This window comes from Methylobacillus draconifructus (assembly GCF_045984355.1).
Classification (GTDB): Bacteria; Pseudomonadota; Gammaproteobacteria; order Burkholderiales; family Methylophilaceae; genus Methylobacillus; species Methylobacillus flagellatus_A.
This window is the reverse complement of sequence record NZ_JBJQII010000006.1, coordinates 1-17,442: the sequence shown is the minus strand read 5'-3', so window position 1 is coordinate 17,442 and position 17,442 is coordinate 1. Positions and strand designations below refer to the sequence as shown.

12 protein-coding genes and 1 riboswitch are annotated in these 17,442 nt (G+C 53.5%); of the genes, 10 read left to right on the top strand and 2 right to left on the bottom strand.

The window, feature by feature from the left end; genetic code table 11:
• Together ACJSDX_RS12765 and ACJSDX_RS12760 are read right to left on the bottom strand one after the other, a co-directional pair.
• Window positions 1–516: a hypothetical protein gene (locus ACJSDX_RS12765; RefSeq protein ID WP_407995020.1), complete on the bottom strand. Its 516-nt coding sequence runs from the start codon at window positions 514–516 to the stop codon at window positions 1–3.
• Window positions 517–698: 182 nt separating this feature from the next.
• Entirely contained in the window at window positions 699–1,025 is a 327-nt protein-coding gene (locus ACJSDX_RS12760) for a YnfA family protein (protein WP_309564395.1), read from the bottom strand.
• 212 nt (window positions 1,026–1,237) lie between these two features.
• Window positions 1,238–1,333: riboswitch (cyclic di-GMP riboswitch) on the top strand.
• Window positions 1,334–1,461: 128 nt separating this feature from the next.
• Between ACJSDX_RS12760 and ACJSDX_RS12755 the strand changes: the two genes are divergently transcribed.
• The 10 genes from ACJSDX_RS12755 to ACJSDX_RS12710 all read left to right on the top strand — a co-directional run.
• Window positions 1,462–3,186, top strand: a complete 1,725-nt coding sequence (locus ACJSDX_RS12755) for a ShlB/FhaC/HecB family hemolysin secretion/activation protein (protein WP_407995019.1) — start codon at window positions 1,462–1,464, stop codon at window positions 3,184–3,186.
• A 27-nt stretch (window positions 3,187–3,213) separates the two neighbouring features.
• Window positions 3,214–9,753, top strand: a complete 6,540-nt coding sequence (locus tag ACJSDX_RS12750; RefSeq protein ID WP_407995018.1) for a two-partner secretion domain-containing protein — start codon at window positions 3,214–3,216, stop codon at window positions 9,751–9,753.
• Window positions 9,750–10,193, top strand: a complete 444-nt coding sequence (locus ACJSDX_RS12745; RefSeq protein WP_407995017.1) for a hypothetical protein — start codon at window positions 9,750–9,752, stop codon at window positions 10,191–10,193. The genes ACJSDX_RS12750 and ACJSDX_RS12745 overlap by 4 nt, the downstream gene beginning before the upstream one ends.
• A gap of 398 nt (window positions 10,194–10,591) precedes the next feature.
• A complete protein-coding gene (locus tag ACJSDX_RS12740) occupies window positions 10,592–10,879 on the top strand; it encodes a hypothetical protein (RefSeq protein WP_407995016.1) in 288 nt (95 codons plus the stop codon).
• Window positions 10,831–11,421: a DUF6973 domain-containing protein gene (locus ACJSDX_RS12735; protein ID WP_407995015.1), complete on the top strand. Its 591-nt coding sequence runs from the start codon at window positions 10,831–10,833 to the stop codon at window positions 11,419–11,421. Before ACJSDX_RS12740 ends, ACJSDX_RS12735 begins: the two co-directional genes overlap by 49 nt.
• Window positions 11,418–11,993: a hypothetical protein gene (locus ACJSDX_RS12730; protein ID WP_407995014.1), complete on the top strand. Its 576-nt coding sequence runs from the start codon at window positions 11,418–11,420 to the stop codon at window positions 11,991–11,993. The genes ACJSDX_RS12735 and ACJSDX_RS12730 overlap by 4 nt, the downstream gene beginning before the upstream one ends.
• 138 nt (window positions 11,994–12,131) lie before the next feature.
• On the top strand, window positions 12,132–14,276 hold the full coding sequence (locus tag ACJSDX_RS12725) for a hemagglutinin repeat-containing protein (protein ID WP_407995013.1): 2,145 nt from the start codon (window positions 12,132–12,134) through the stop codon (window positions 14,274–14,276).
• Between the two features lie 250 nt (window positions 14,277–14,526).
• The gene (locus ACJSDX_RS12720) at window positions 14,527–15,987 is read left to right on the top strand and encodes a hypothetical protein (protein WP_407995012.1); all 1,461 of its coding nucleotides are present in this window, start codon (window positions 14,527–14,529) and stop codon (window positions 15,985–15,987) included.
• Window positions 15,988–15,991: 4 nt separating this feature from the next.
• Window positions 15,992–16,618, top strand: a complete 627-nt coding sequence (locus tag ACJSDX_RS12715) for a hypothetical protein (RefSeq protein ID WP_407995011.1) — start codon at window positions 15,992–15,994, stop codon at window positions 16,616–16,618.
• A gap of 430 nt (window positions 16,619–17,048) precedes the next feature.
• Window positions 17,049–17,442 (top strand): hypothetical protein (locus ACJSDX_RS12710; RefSeq protein ID WP_407995010.1); only part of this gene is annotated, 394 nt, incomplete at its 3' end.

Below are 17,442 nucleotides of genomic sequence, written 5' to 3'. Positions count from 1 at the left end.
TCACCGGCAGGGCGTCTGCCGCGCCATAGCCATAGCCATAGCCGCACAATAATAGGGTATGCGCCGGCTCATCAAGCAGCACTGGCGCAATATCGATTTCATCGGGCAACTCGATGCGAACACCAGGACCGCCAGGTCGTCGATCAGGTTGCCGCGCACCTTGTCGAACTCGGGGAATATGGCCTGCTTGAGCCGGGCCATAGCCAATAAAGGATCGGGCGCGCGCGCGATGGACAATAAAGGCAAGCCGTCGCGCTCATCCAGGCTCACCTCGCGCAGGCAGTGCGCTGCGGTCAACAGAGTCATCGGCGTCCTGCCCACCACCACGGCGCTACACTCGCTATGGCTCACGCGCCATTCCTGGCGGTATTCATGCCATTCGCGGTGCTCGAACACCAACTGCACGGCAGGTGCCCGGCCGACAGGATCGCCGTTCATCAACGCCATGGCTGGCAATGCATGCGCCAGCAAGCTCAGCGCAATACAAAATCCGGCCACGCCATATGGTCTGCCCACAAAGACCTCCCGACACGCCAACCTGCATTGAGATTCGGCTAATCCACACTGCAATAAAACAAACCCTGGCTAGACATGCTGACGCACGCGGCACACAGCTACGGCAGTCAGAACAACACCGCCAGGAGAGAGTTTCCAACCGCTGTTAACTTTACTCCTGAAAGAGCATGAGTTTAAAGAGGCTAACGCGGGGCAAACATGATGATCGCCATGCCGATCAAGGCCACCCCCACCCCGACGACGTCCCAGGTGCTGGGCCTGATGCCGTCCACCAGCCACAACCAGCCGAGCGCCACGAATATATACACCCCGCCGTAAGCCGCATACACACGCCCTGCTGCAGTCGGATGCAAGCTCAACAGCCAGGCGAACACCGCAAGACTGATGGCGGCTGGCAATAGCAGCCAGGCGGAGCCGCCTTTCTTGAGCCAGAGGTAAGGCAGGTAGCAGCCCAGGATCTCCGCCAACGCGGTCACGACGAATAACGAGAATGTTTTCAACACGAGCATGCGAGATACCGACAATTTGATGGAGTCATTATAGACAAACTCATGCAAAGTCTTTTGGATAATATCGCCCATCCCGGCATCCAGCCTGGCGATCCACTTGCACTACAGACAAAAGACGACAAAATCGCCAGCAATCCGCCTACAAAACAAAGAGATAAACTCACACCCATACCAGATTGACATTCATTCATCGACAGCATCAGAATAGTCAAAAATGTTAAGGGCAACCTTGGTTGAAAAATCAAGGACGCAAAGTCACCGGTCTAAGGTAGCAGCACTTTGTCTACTATGACAGCGGAACCGCCATATTGAGCACCTCGCCCGCCAAGCTTCCTGCCTGGCCCGTTGCGCAAAGGCTGTCTAATCATCTGCCAATGCCGGCCTTGCCCCTTAGCAATAAAAATATTGATTGCATATTGTTATAGGGGAATCACGCTTGCTGCCATCTCGTCATGGATTATGGGCCCTATTGGCCTTGCTTTACGCATGTCCGTCCATTGCGGCAATCGAACCGATCGACACCTCCGCGCAGGAACAGCTATTGCAGCAGGAGCGCCTGCGCGTCCTGCGGCAGCAACAGGAAACAGCGCCGGACATGCGCCAGCCTGGCTCGCAGCCGCCAGCCCCGCTTGCCTATCCAACCGAGGAATCCCCCTGCTTCACCATCAGGCAGATCAGCCTTGAAGGCGAACATGCCGATCTCTTCCAGTTTGCATTGCAGGATGTCTTGCATGGAGATAAAGACCACATCGCCATCGGCCGCTGCCTGGGCGCGCAAGGCATCAACACCGCGATGTCGCATGTGCAGAACACCATCGTGGCCGAGGGCTACGTCACGACACGCATCCTCGCCGGCCCGCAGGCCTTGGGCAATGGCCACCTCCGCCTCGCCGTGATCCCCGGCAAGGTGCGGCAAATCCGCTTCACCCCGGATTCCAGCCAGCGCATCCGCTACGGCAACGCATTGCCGGTCGCTCCTGGCGACATCCTCAACCTGCGCGCCATCGAGCAAGGCCTGGAAAACCTCAAGCGCTCTCCCACCTCCGACGCCGATATCCAGATCGAACCCGCCGATGGCAATGCGCAACCCGGCGAGAGCGACCTGGTGATCCGCTACCGCCAGGCATTGCCCTTCCGCCTCACCTTCAGCGCGGATGATGGCGGCTTCGACAGCACGGGCAAATACCAGGGCGGCGTCACGCTCTCCGGCGACAACCTGCTGGGCCTGAGCGACTTGTTCTACATCAACCTCAACCAGGACCTGGGCGGCGGCGACAAAGGCAGCCGCGGCTCGCGCGGCAAGACCCTGCATTACTCCATCCCTTATGGTGATTGGCTGTTCAGCGCCACCGGCTCGAGCTACACCTATCACCAGGAAGTCGCCGGCCTCAACCAATCCTACCTCTACAGCGGCCGCACCCAGAATGCCGAATTCAGGCTAAGCCGCATGGTCTACCGCTCCGCCATTAACAAGACGCAGCTTTCCCTGGGGAGCTTCTTCCGCAAATCATTCAACTACGTGGACGACACCGAGGTGGAAGTGCAGCGGCGACGCACTGCCGGATGGTCGCTGGGCGTCAGCCAGAGCTGGTATCTCGGCCAATCCATATTGGATTACAGCCTCGCCTACCGCCGCGGCACCGGCGCGCAACAGGCATTGAAAGCGCCTGAAGAAGCGTTCGGCGAAGGCACTTCGCGCATGGAAATCATCACCGCCGATATCAGCTTCATGGCCCCGCTTTCCATCCAGGCGCCATGGGGAACACAAGCCCTGCGCTACGCCGCCAACATCCGCGCGCAATCCAACCTCACCCCGCTCACGCCGCAGGACCGCTTCGCCATCGGCAACCGCTACACCGTGCGCGGCTTCGACGGGCAGTTGACCCTGAGCGCGGACCGTGGCTGGTTCATCCGCAACGACCTCAGCGCCATGCTCGGGCAAAGCGGGCAGGCGCTTTATCTCGGGCTCGACTATGGCGAGGTAGGCGGTCAATCCAGCGACACGCTTATCGGAAAACAACTGGCTGGCGCTGTCATCGGCATGCGCGGAGGCTACAAGGGGTTCAGCTACGACCTGTTCCTGGGGCAGCCCGTCAAAAAACCGGATGGATTCGAGACCGCAAAGACGGCAGCCGGATTCAACCTCAACTGGTCGTTCTAGCCGCAAGCACGTTAAAGGGGAATCAAGATGAACAAACACCGTTACCGCCTGGTATTCAACCGTGCCCGAGGCCTCATGATGGCCGTGGCTGAGAACATCGCCGTCCACAACGCCGCGGCCAGCCCATCCCCCAATGCCTCGCCCATCGCCAGGCAAGTGCTGGCAAACATCACGCCGTTGCGGCTTTCCCTCATGCTCATGCTGGGTTCCGCCCTAGCCATCATCAATCCAGCCCAAGCCGACATCATCGCCGACCCGTCGGCGCCGGCCGGCCAGCAGCCTATTATCGGCAACACCGCCAACGGCCTGCCGCTGGTCAACATCCAGACGCCCAGCGCCGCCGGGGTGTCGCGCAACACCTACAGCCAGTTTGACGTCAATGCCCAGGGAGCCATCCTCAACAACAGCAACGCCAATGTGCAGACCCAGCTTGGTGGCTGGGTGCAGGGCAACCCCCTGCTCGCAGGCGGCACCGCCCGCGTCATCCTCAACGAAGTCAACAGCAGCAACCCCAGCTTATTGAACGGCTTCATCGAGATCGCAGGCAGCCGTGCCCAGCTCGTCATTGCCAACCCGGCCGGCATCAGCTGCAACGGCTGCGGCTTCATCAACGCCAACCGCGCCACCCTCACCACCGGCACCCCCATCCTCAACGGCGGCAACCTGCTGGGCTACCGCGTGGGCGGCGGCGGCATCAGCTTCTTAGGCCAAGGCATGGATGCCTCCCAGGCCAACTATACGGACATCATCGCGCGGGCGGTGGAAGTGAATGCCGGCATATGGGCCAACGAACTCAATATCACCACCGGAGCCAACCAGGTCGATATCGACAGCAACGGCAAGCAGACGGCGGTTTCCCAGACCGCCCCGGCAAGCCCGGCCCCTGCCTTTGCCGTGGACGTGGCAGCCCTGGGCGGCATGTACGCCGGCAAAATCCACCTCATCGGCACCGAAGCCGGGCTGGGCGTACGCAACGCCGGGCATATCGGGGCCAGTGTGGGCGAAGTCGTCGTGACTGCTGACGGACACATCACCAATGCCGGAAACATCACCGCCGCCACGGACATCGCCCTGAACGCGCACGCCATCAGCAATACCAACAGCAGCATCACTGCTGGCGCCGGCCTTTCCATCAACGCCGCCTCCCTTGGCGGGGACGGCATACTACGCGCAGGAGGGAATGCCAGCCTCAACCTGACGCAGGACTACCACCAAACCACGGATGGCCTGCTCGAAGCCAACGGCAGCATCACGCTGAGCACTAACGGCAACCTCACCAATGACAGCCGCATCGCCGCAGGAGGCAGCCTGCTCCTGCAAATCACAGACCTCCACAACAACACAGGCGCTGAAATAACAGGAGAAAATACAACCCTGAGCGCCGCTGGCTCCCTGCTGAATCGGGGCACGATTGATGGCGGTTCAACGCACATTTCCTCCGCCGCAATCGAAAACATCGGTACCGGCGCTATCTTCGGCGACCATTTATCGCTTGACGCGAATACGGTCAGCAATAGCAGCGAAACCATGGATGGACAAACTACGGCGGCAGTCATTGCCGCCCGCGAACGCCTCGATATCGCCACCGGCGCGCTCATCAACCAAGACGGCAGCCTGATATTCAGCGGCGGAGACATCGCCATCGGAAGCACGTTGGACACCGGACGGCAGGCCCAGGGTACGGCAGGCGGCATCACCAATACCAGCGCCACGATAGAAGCATTGGGCAATATGTCCATCCAGGCAGAGACCCTCGCCAATCAGCGCAGGACATTCGGCTACCAGCGGGTTCAAGTCGGCAGCTCATCCAACTACCGCACGGAATGCGTGGATCACGATTGCGACTACGTCAACCATTTCCGTACCTACATCACGGAATACGAAGACCAGATCACCAGCAACTCGCCGCTCGCATCCATCACGGCTGGCGGCGATGCCGCTTTCAACGTGGGCGCCATCATCAACCTGTACAGCAACATCCAGGCAGGCGGAGACATGGACATCACTGGGAACAGCCTCGCCAATCAAGGCGCGGAACTGTTCCACCAGACCGACACTACCGTTAGCCGCAACCTCATCCATTGGGGAGATCGTGACCACGGCACCTGGGTCACATCCAGCAGCGCCAGCGTCCTCATCGACACCATTCCCGCCATCATCAGCGCAGGCGGCACCCTGACCGGCACCTTCACCAGCCGCGTGGACAATCTCTCCATCCGGGAAAACACCGCCCCGCTTGCCTCCTCGGCCACCCCGCCCTCAAGCGCAGCGGAAACGGTCAACATCCCATCCAGCAGCCTGTTTCAGCCGTCCCCAGACGCCACCGCCAGCTACCTGATCGAAACCGCCCCGCAGTTCGCCAGCTACCGCGCCTGGCTAAGCTCCGACTATATGGTGCAGCAACTCGCCTTCGACCCCGCTATCACGCAAAAGCGCCTGGGCGACGGCTTCTACGAACAACGCCTGGTACGGGAACAAATAGCCGAACTGACCGGCAAGCGTTTCCTGGAAGGCTATGCCGATGACGAAGCGCAATACCAGGCATTGATGAGCAACGGTTTGACAGAAGCGAATGCCCTGCAGCTCATCCCCGGCATCGCGCTCACCGCAGAACAAGTCGCCCAGCTCACTAGCGACATTGTCTGGCTTGTGGAACAGGAAGTGACCTTACCGGACGGCACTGTCACCAAGGCCTTAGTACCGCAGGTATATGTACGCCTCCAGGAAGACGACATCTCACCCAGCGGCGCAGTGCTCGCAGGCAGTACTGTCAACCTTCAAGTCGGCAGCGGCGATCTCAATACCAGCGGCATCATCGCCGGACGTGACGTCGTCAATATTTCCGCAGACAACATCAATAACATCCGCGGCCTGATTGCAGGCACAGACGTCGCCCTGACTGCCAACAACGACATCAACATCGAGGGCGGCAGCGTGGCAGGCAAGGACAGCCTCATCGCCCAGGCCGGCAACAACCTCACCGTGCAAAGCAGCACTGCGGATCTGGACGTGCGCGTCGCAGGTACGGCCAACCGCGTGCAAAGCCGGGTGATCGACCGGGTGGCGGGCCTTTACGTCAGCAACCCAGATGCCATCCTCGTCGCCAGTGCCGGCAACGATCTCAACCTCATGGCCGCTGCCGTCCAGAACGGCGGGGCCAACGGCCAGACCTTGCTGCAGGCGGGCAACAACCTTAATGTCGGCACCGTCGAAACCAGCGTCGACAGTTATGCCACAGGCCGCAAATCGTGGCGCAAGGAACAATCTTCCACTGAAATCGGCAGCAGCATCGCCACCAGCGGCGACATCACCATCCAGGCTGGCAACAATCTCAGCGTGACGGCCAGCAGTATTGCCAGCGAAGCTGGCGACCTCACCGCCACCGCCGGGGGTGATATCTCGATCACCGCAGGCACCAACACCTTCGCCAGCGATGCCTACCGCAAGGTGAAAACCACCAGCCGCAAGAAGGAATACCGCGATACCGTCAATCAGACCACACGCACCGGCAGCACCTTGAGCGCAGAAAACATCGTGTTGCAGGCAGGGGCGGCAGGCACAGGCAACCTCACGGTAGAAGGCAGCAACGTCGTCTCCACCAGCGGCACCCAGTTGCAGGCTTCTGGCGACATCACCATCGCCTCGGTCGAAAACACCCTGGACGAAACCCATACCAAGAAAGAAAAGAAATCCGGCTTCTCCGCCAGCGGTTCCAGTATCGGCTACGGCACCAGCAAACTGAGCCAGAAGCAGACCGGCACGACGGTCACGCAGAGCGGCAGCACCGTGGGCAGCGTCGAAGGCGACGTCGCTATCCAGGCAGGCAACACCTACACGCAAACCGCCAGCGATGTGCTCGCGCCACAAGGCGATATCGAGATCAGCGCCCAGCAGGTCAACATCACCGCAGGCAGCAACGCCTCCACCCAGATCACCGAGACCAAGTTCAAGCAAAGCGGACTGACGCTGGCGATCACCAGCCCGGTCATTTCGGCCATCCAGACCGCAGAGCAGATGAAGCAGGCGGCAGGCAATACTTCCGATGGCCGCATGCAGGCATTGGCGGCAGGCACGACTGCGCTAGCGGCGAAGAATGCCTTTGATTCCACACAACAGGCATTGAATGCTGCACCGACAGATAGTAGTGTCGCCAATGCCGCCAATCAGGCAGGCGGAGTGAATCTGTCGCTCAGTATTGGTACTTCAAAGAGCAGCAGCACCTCAACGCAAACCAGCAGCACGGCACAAGGCAGCACGGTGATGGCGGGTGGCAATATCGTCATCACGGCTACGGGGGCTGGCGAACAGTCGGATATCAACGTCATCGGCAGCTCGATCAAGGCGGATGGGGATGTGAGCCTCAAGGCGGATGACGAGGTGAATTTGATCGCTGCGCGGAATACGGAGACGCTGAACAGCAAGAATAAGGGCAGTAGCGCCAGTGTCGGGGTGAGCATCGGTTCGGATGGTTTGTTGTTCACAGTCGGGGCCAGCGGCAGCAAGGGCAAGGCCAACGGCGCAGATGTGACCTGGACGGAGAGTGTCATTGAGGCGGGCAACAAGGTCCATCTGGAAAGCGGCACGGATACCAATATCATTGGCGCACAAGTGCGGGGCGATCAGGTGGTAGCCGATGTAGGCACGTCCGGCGATGGCGACCTCAACATCCAGAGTTTGCAGGATACGAGCACTTACAAGGATAAGCAGCAGAGTATCGGCGGCAGCGTTTCTGTCGGTTATGGCAGGTGGAGCGCCAGTGCCAATTTCAGCGATAGCAAGACGAAGAGCGACTATGCCTCGGTCAACGAGCAGGCGGGCATCTATGCAGGCGATGGCGGCTTCCAGGTCAATGTCAACGGCAATACCGATCTCAAGGGGGCGGTGATTGCTTCCACGGAAACCGCGATTGCGGAGAATAGGAACAGCCTCTCCACGGAAACACTCACCGTATCCAATATCCAGAACAAGGCCGAATACAAGGCCAGTGCGACAAGCCTAGGCGGCGGCTACGGCAGTGTGGGCAAGAATCAGCAAGGCGAGGCCAGTTCGGGCGGAGACCGTGTGCCGGGCACGACATTGCCAAACTTGGGCGGCATGTCTGCCACGGCCCCGGTCGCGATGCAAGCCAGCGGCAAGGAGGATTCCACTACGGTGAGCGCGATCAGTCAGGGAGCCTTGACGGTGACGGATAGTGATCAGCAACAGGCGCTCACAGGCAAGGATGCCGCCGCCACAGTCGCAACACTCAACCGCGATGTACACGTGGATGAAAACGGCCATGCGGTCGATAGCCAAGGCAACAGCACTGCCAATACCATCACACCCATCTTTGATGATGAAAAACGCGCGGAGATCAATGCAGGGTTCGAGATCGTCAGGGCATTCAGTAATGAATCTAGTACCTTCCTCGCCAATCGGGCTAGGGAAAGCACTGAAGCGCAAAAGACGCTGGAAGCGGAGCTGAAGAAGCCGGAGGGAGAACGCAATCTGGCGGTGATCGAGCAGGCGGCGAAGGTGTTGCAGGATAATCAGGTGTGGGAGATGGGCGGTAGCGGTCGCATCGCGCTCACGGCGATCTCCGGTGCCTTCAGCGGCAATGTGACGGGCAGCGCCGGGGAGTTGGTGCAACAGGCGGCAATTATCAGTGTGCAATCGCTGGCGGCGCAGGAGGTCAAGGCCCTTGCCGACAGCCTGGGCGGCGAAGGCAGCGCCGGGCATACGGCGTTGCATGCGATCCTGGCTTGTGGGGGCGCGGCGGCAGGCGGCGATTGTGGCACGGCTGCTTTGGCGGCGAGCGCCGGGGTGGTGGTCAATAAGCTGCTGGACAGTATGGAGGGGAAAGAAGCTGCTAACCTTACGCCTGCCGAGCGGGAGGCCAGAGCAAAGCTGATCAGTACACTCGTCACCGGCACCACGGCAGCGCTAGGCGGGGATGCCGCCACCGCTCAGCTCGCCGCGCAGATCGAGACGGAGAATAATGCGCTCTTCCTTGCCATCCCAGCCGTGGAGGCGACCATTGATGCCGCTATCGCTGGTTCTGCCGCTGCTGTCCGCTATTGCGCCACGAATCCGGCTTGTCGTCAAAAAGCTGCCGAGCTTGGCATCAGCTCCGTCGCAACGGTGGCGGTAGCGCTAGGTATTCAAACGGCAAATGACGATAGCCAGAACAGCGGCTCTCCATCAACTTCTCCATCTGTACCTTCCACAAGCGGTGATGTGGCCAGTTTGCCTCCCAATGGGCCAGATGATGACCATCAGGCCAACAACTCTTCATTTACAGATGCTAAGAGCGTGCGGCAGTATGTGAATGAAAATGCGGAGAAATTTGGCAGGTCTAATCAGGCATACAATGTGAAATCAGAAGCTGATCTGATGAGAATGTGGAATAACATTCGTCAAGAAGGCGAAATAATCAAGACAAGTGATCCTAAAATAATTGAGGCCAGAACACTGCCTGATGGGTCTAGAATACAGCTTAGAGTAGACTCCACGACGGGAGGGAAAACTATTGATATAAATCCTGCCCAAGGAAAGAAATTTAAAATTCATATCGAGCCAATCAAATGATGACAGAAAACTATGCCCAAGATTACATTGACGACTTATATGAAGAAGGTGAGTTTGACATCACTTCCTTATCTTTTCTTTTTGGAGCTGTCAACTTTGGAGGTACTGAGGACGAGGACTGCCTGAACAAAACTGATGTTCAATGTTTGCAAGATGCTTTTATATTGATTAATTACCTGATCTCTTCAGGAGATTTTGAAATAGGTAAATTTACCCCTCCACAAGATGAAGAAAAGGAAGGGCCTCCTTCAAGAGATGATTATATTTTCAAGCCATATGAAAATATCGAATTACTCAAAAAAGTTGTAATATCCTTATATGAAAAAGAAGGTTTTAATGCAGAACCATTTCACAGTGAAATATGGTTAAAGAAAAAATCACTCGGCAAAAAATCTCCTATGATTCCAGATGAAATTAAAAAACTATTTCGGCCTGCATAACAAATAGCTCGCGTACGAATAATAGGGGACAGACTGAGCTAATCCGGTTTAAACGGACACTTCAATAGAAACTGTGGGGTCAGTTCTAACATTCCAACATTTCTGCTAGATTTCCCCGCATGACTAGGCCGCTAAGACTCGAATTTTCCGGGGCGCTCTATCACGTGACTTCCCGTGGCGACCGGCAATAATCAAAGGGGTCAGACTCGATTGATTGTACGATGCATATGTCCTCAATATTCTATCTCTCATGCAGAGGCATACATTGCCAGTCTTTCACCTAATCCTGATGATCAATCGAGTCTGACCCCTTTGATTCATTTCAATCTCTGGGAGCACAACAGATCAAGGCGCTGGCTGATAGTCTTGGGGGAGAAGGCAGCCCGGAACATACTGCCTTGCACGCCCTCCTTGCCTGCGGCGGTGCCGCCGCCACTGGTGGGGATTGCGGCACGGCGGCGCTCGCTTCAAGCACAGGCGTCGTGCTCAACAAGCTCTTTGACAGCATGGAAGGCAAGGATGCCGACAGCCTCACTCCAGAGGAACGGGAAGCCCGCGCTAAACTTATCAACACCATCGTCACCGGCACCACGGCACTTTTGGGTGGTGATGCCACCACGCGCAAATTGCAGCACAGGTGGAGACGGAGAATAATGGGCTATTTGAGGAAGCGCAATTTAGTATAAAACACCCTAAAATTGCCGCTGCGATAGGGTCATATAAAGATCCTAAAACAGTTAAAGACCCTAACATAACAACTATAGCTTCTACTTTTCAAATTAACTTACTTGGATATGGTGACGAAGGGAGCACCTCAAATGCCTTTCGGCATGTAATTTGGCAGGCATTAATAACTGAAAGTTTTGGTGAAAATATTGCAATCGAGGTTGGAAACGCCCATGATACTTCATGGGATAGAAACATAGATAAATCATTCATTAATTTAAATGATGCAGATTCAACCGTTGATCAAATGAATAATATTATTGGGCGGAATATTGCTCTTAGCAATCCTGGAGTTTCAAATTCTGAATTGGCAAAAATAATTCTTTATAAGCAAAAGACTGATGGTTTTTATCAGGCTATATTGCAGCCAGACAATACATATAAAGTGGAAAAAGTGAAGTTAAATGAATCTACATATAATGCTGCTTTAAAAAAGCTTAATGGGCTAGATGAAACAGGAGCAGGTGGAAAACTTCAGAAAATTAGGTCATCTTTAAAATGAAATTTTTTTATATTATCTTGGCTCTGATGGTGTTGATTATACTTAAGCCAATATATTGGATTGTATCGCCAAGTGGCCCTGTAAATACCAAAGCCATATGGCTTCATTATATAGGACAAATACATCATGAAGTTGAGGAGGTTAATTTTAAAGATATTGCAAATTTTAATTGGGACTATGTGTATGTATTCCCCCCTTACTATCATTCTGAAACTAGCAAATTTTCAGATATTATGGGTGAGCTAGAAATGCCACAGATGCTATTTTTCCTGAATGGAAATCTAGTGCACACAGAGACTTATTCCTTTGAAAGTGATAGATTTGGCCTGATAAATCCGGATTTAAATTTGAGTGAAAACCAATTAGTTTTTATTGATAAAAATACTGTTTCAGAATCTGAAAATAAAGGGAATGTAAATTTTGTTAAGAATAGTAAATATTCTATTTGCACCAAAAATTCAAGAATAGCAATCTACAAGACCAATGTGGCAAAAGGACGATGGCCGGGTAGAATTTTTCTTGCTTACACTGATGGATGCATACGATCAAATTTATCCAAAATAATAGATTAAAAATGAATCACTGGCGATATCATCTCGCGTAGGACATACTCGCCGAAAATCAAAGGGGTCAGACTCGATTGATTTTGCTTCCAGGCATTAGCGGCAGGCACGACTGCGCTAGCGGCGAAGAATGCTTACGACGGCACGATGCAGGCATTGAACACTGCACCGACAGATAGTAGTGTCGCCAATGCCGCCAATCAGGCAGGCGGAGTGAATCTGTCGCTCAGTATTGGTACTTCAAAGAGCAGCAGCACTTCCACGCAATCCAGCAGCACGGCCCAGGGCAGCACCGTGATGGCGGGCGGGGATGTCAACATCACGGCTATAGGGGCTGGGGAGCAATCGGATATCAACGTCATCGGCAGCTCGATCAAGGCGGATGGGGATGTGAATCTCAAGGCGGATGACAAGGTGAATTTGATCGCTGCGCGGAATACGGAGACGCTGAACAGCAAGAATAAAAACAGCAGCGCCAGTGTCGGCATCAGCATCGGTTCCAACGGGCTTGCCGTCACCGCCAGCGCATCACAGGGTAAAGGCAAGGCCAACGGCACGGATGTCACGTGGACGGAGAGCGTCATTGAGGCTGGCAACCAGGTCACGCTAGAGAGCGGTACCGATACCAACCTTATAGGCGCACAGGTCAAGGGCAATCAGGTAGTCGCCGATGTGGGCACCTCAGGCCAGGGCGATCTCAATATCCAGAGCTTGCAGGATACCAGCACCTACGACAGCAAACAGAAGAGCATGGGCATCAGCGTGAGCATACCAATTGGCGCAGGGGTTTACGGCGGTTCTATCAGCAGTTCCAGCACCAAGATACAGTCTGACTATGCTTCTGTGAATGAGCAGGCTGGTATCTTTGCCGGGGACGAGGGGTTCCAGGTCAGTGTGGCGGGTAATACCTCGTTGACAGGGGCAGTGATGGCCTCGACCGATCAGGCGATTCAAGATGGCAAAAACAGCCTGACGACTGAAACGCTCACGGTATCGAACATTCAGAACAAAGCGGAGTATGAAGCCAAGGCTTCGTCGGCCACCGTTGGCGGTGGATTGCAAGCTGGATTACCGCAACTCTCTGGTGCAGGTTATGGAGAAGATAGCGATAAAGCCAAGAGCGTCACTACCAGTGCCATTAGTCAGGGTATCGTCAACGTGACAGATAACGACGCCCAGCAAGACCTCACCGGCAAGGATGCTATCACCACAGTCGCCCTTCTCAACCGCAATGTGCATGTGGATGAAAACGGCAATGCCGTGGATAGTCAGGGGAACAGTACGGCGGCAACCATTGCACCGATCTTCGATGCCGATAAAGTCACCAGGGAAATTCAAGCCCAGGTAGAGATTACAAAAGCCTTCAACCAGGAGGCGCCCAAAGCGCTGGCCACATTCGCCGCCAGCAAGACCCAACCCTATCAGGATGCCAAGGACTATGACCTGCTCAAGAGTCGGCAAACTAACGGTCAGGAACTCTCGGAATATGAACGCACACGGCTAGCCTCTCTGGAAGCTTCCGGTATGACTGCGGAAAAATCCCAAACTACACTGAATGACCCACAGGCAAAATCCGATTATGAAAACTGGAACGGCAATGGCGACTATCTTCGGGCTGCCAACATCATCGTAGCAGCTATCGGTGGCGGCACGACAGGAGCCACTACGGCGATCACCAAGGAGTCTCTTTCCTGGGCGGCTGATGTGATGCGGCAGAAAATGATCGAGGACTCAAAGAAATTCAAGGGACTTTGTGATGCTCAAGGTAATTGTATCAATAATATTTCAGGTAATAGTGTTGGGGTAAATGGGGATAATTATAAAATTGCAGGTGGACGGACTGTACTATCTTATTTATGTGACGAAGGGCGATGTACTCCTGACTCCTCAACAAATAGTGGATTTGTAGAAGATGACAATGGAAAAGTAAAACTAAATATTCCATTAAAAGATCTAGAGTCACTCGAAATCTATTCAGAAACAAGAAGCCCCCTAGGCGGACATCAGTTTTCACAAGGTCAAATGGAATTATTAGGGTTGAAATTTGATTATATTCCTGGATCATTTTGGGACAAATTAGCTGAATCATACGCAGGAACCCATGACACATTAAATAGCTTCATTTGGTATGATGAACTAGGAAACGGGAAAAATTTAAATGGCACATTAATAGGAAAAATCGGAGAAATAACAAACATAACAAATGTTCCTCTAGCCACACCATTTGCATTAAGCACACTATTGCCGCCAGAAATTTGGAATGCGATCTTTTCCTTAAAAAATATTAAATAGGAAATTTTTGTTATGAAACTGAATAAAGTTATACCTTTTTTCATCATTTTCATACTTTTTTTATTAACAAGCGGATGTTCATTCAGATGTTTCTGGCAATCCTGTGGACATTAGCCCGCGTAGACGCTCCCGCTTACGGTACATCTCTACAAGAGCAATACGAGCTACCGAAACACTCACCGTATCCAATATCCAGAACAAGGCCGAATACAAGGCCAGTGCGACAAGCCTAGGCGGCGGCTACGGCAGTGTGGGCAAGAAGCAGCAAGGCGAGGCCAGTTCGGGCGGAGACCGTGTGCCGGGCACGACATTGCCAAACTTGGGCGGCATGTCTGCCACGGCCCCGGTCGCGATGCAAGCCAGCGGCAAGGAGGATTCCACTACGGTGAGCGCGATCAGTCAGGGAGCCTTGACGGTGACGGATAGTGATCAGCAACAGGCGCTCACAGGCAAGGATGCCGCCGCCACAGTCGCAACACTCAACCGCGATGTACACGTGGATGAAAACGGCCATGCGGTCGATAGCCAAGGCAACAGCACTGCCAATACCATCACACCCATCTTTGATGATGAAAAACGCGCGGAGATCAATGCAGGGTTCGAGATCGTCAGGGCATTCAGTAATGAATCTAGTACCTTCCTCGCCAATCGGGCTAGGGAAAGCGATCAGGCAGAGAAAGAGATCAAGGCGGAGCTTGCTAAAGATCAACCGGACCAGAACAGGTTGAATCAGTTAAGCCAAATCGTCATAGACAATCAGACTTGGGCAATGGGAGGCACTGGCCGCACTATCATTACGGCACTGACGGCAGCAGCCAGCGGCAATGTGACTGGCAGCAGCGGTGAATTCATCCAGGCCGCTACCGTGAATTACCTCCAGAGTCTTGGTGCGCAACAGATCAAGCAGATCGCCGACCAGATCGGTGGTGAAGGGAGTGCCGCGCATACAGCGCTGCATGCTGTCTTGGCTTGCGGTGGTGCTGCCGCATCAGGAGGTGATTGCGGTACGGCGACACTGGCATCCAGTGCCGGTGTGGTCATCAACAAGCTGATGGATGGAATAGAAGGTAAAGATAGTGCTAACCTGACAGCGGAAGAAAGGGAAGCTAGGCGGAACCTGGTGACTTCGCTAGTCACTGGCATCACGGTGGCAGCTGGCGGAGACGCGGTTATTGCAAATGCGGCGGCCTCTATTGAGACGGAGAATAATGGGTTGTTGAATTTAATAGAAAAAGGATTGGATAACTATAAAGAAATTAAAGAGGGATATAAGAAACTCAATGATATGAAAAAATTTGCTGATATGTCGATTAAGAATGGAGTTATGGATGTTACCGCTAAAGAAGTAGTACTAGATGAAGAGCAAACTAAACAGGTTTTTGCTAAATTCTTTCCCAATGACCAGCTTCCCACAACGATTACAGATGAAGACAAAGCATTTGCTCAATTTCTGGTACTTCAATCTTTAAAATCTAGTTACTCCTTGGCAATTGTTCAAGGAATTGGTGAGGCCGCAACCAAGAATCCGGTGTCCACAGGGCTTGATATTCTTAAAAGCATAACATTCTCAGCCACAAATAAAACATACTCTGTTGACGGGGAAAGCAAAATATACCTTGCCATACAGAATGTATTAACTCTCAATATGCGAAGTGAATATGTGAATCGACTTAATGGTGATTCGTATACTGTAATCAATATTAAGAATTAAGTTTATGAAAAAAAAGATTAGAAACATAATATGGTTAGTACTAATGACTTATCTATTCTGGATAGTTATTTTCTATCAACCATGGAATTACAATAAATCATATCCACCTACAGAAGTAAGCATAGGAGAAAAAATAGCAAAGCATTCAACAGAAGGAGGCTATTTTATCCCTAAAAAACTATCAAAAATGATAAAGGAAAATGTATTAATTCTGTTCAAAAATACGATTAAAGATGTACTTCTTGTAGATGTGTTTTATTTTATTGATGGGAAGTTATCCTATCAAGATTTTCATAAGATTGTCCTGCAAGCAAAGAATTACGGATTCTCTATTGATAATAAAATCGGAGCTCAAAGAAATAATGCCTTAGAAATTGCAGTTATGAGTCGCAGCTGCGAAATGGTAAAAAATTTAATTGATTTGGGTGCATCTCCAGAAATAGATTTATTAAAAAAAGATTCCTCAGGAAAAAATCAAGATATAACCTTCGGTCTTGAAAAGTTTATTACTCACAACAGCAAGCTCACATATCTCTCTGAAAAAGAGAAAAAGGAATCTAAGAAGAATATTGATTGCATAATTCATGAGTATGAAAAGCTAGGTTTCTATCCATATGAGCCGATGGAATAATCAAAAGGATCCGTCTGATCTTGCCCAAGTTTGATGGACATCCCCCAAAGGGGATACTAGCTCGCGTAGGGCGTACTCGCCGTAAGGCAAGTACACCGTATTTTATACTCTTAACATACGGCGCACTGCAAGCGAGTGCACCCTACGCAGCTCAGGGTCAGGTCTTGCAATAATGCATGCAAGCTGCCGCCATGTGCTAATGCAAGACCTGACCCCGAATTCCTTACGATGGCACGATGCAGGCATTGAACGCTGCACCGACAGATAGCAGCGTCACCGATGCCGCCAATCAGGCAGGCGGAGTGAATCTGTCGCTCAGTATTGGTACTTCAAAGAGCAGCAGCACTTCCACGCAATCCAGCAGGGGGCCGTCATTGCTTCCACTGAGCAGGCGATTCAGGACGACAGGAACCACCTGACGACGGAAACCATGACGGTCTCCGATATCCAGAACAAGGCCGAATACAAGGCCAGTGCGACAAGCCTAGGCGGCGGCGAAGGCAGCGCCGGGCATACGGCGTTGCATGCGATCCTGGCTTGTGGGGGCGCGGCGGCAGGCGGCGATTGTGGCACGGCTGCTTTGGCGGCGAGCGCCGGGGTGGTGGTCAATAAGCTGCTGGACAGTATGGAGGGGAAAGAAGCTGCTAACCTTACGCCTGCCGAGCGGGAGGCCAGAGCAAAGCTGATCAATACACTTGTCACCGGCACCACGGCAGCGCTAGGCGGGGATGCCGCCACCGCTCAGCTCGCCGCGCAGATCGAGACGGAGAATAATGCGCTCTTCCTTGCCATCCCAGCCGTGGAGGCGACCATTGATGCCGCTA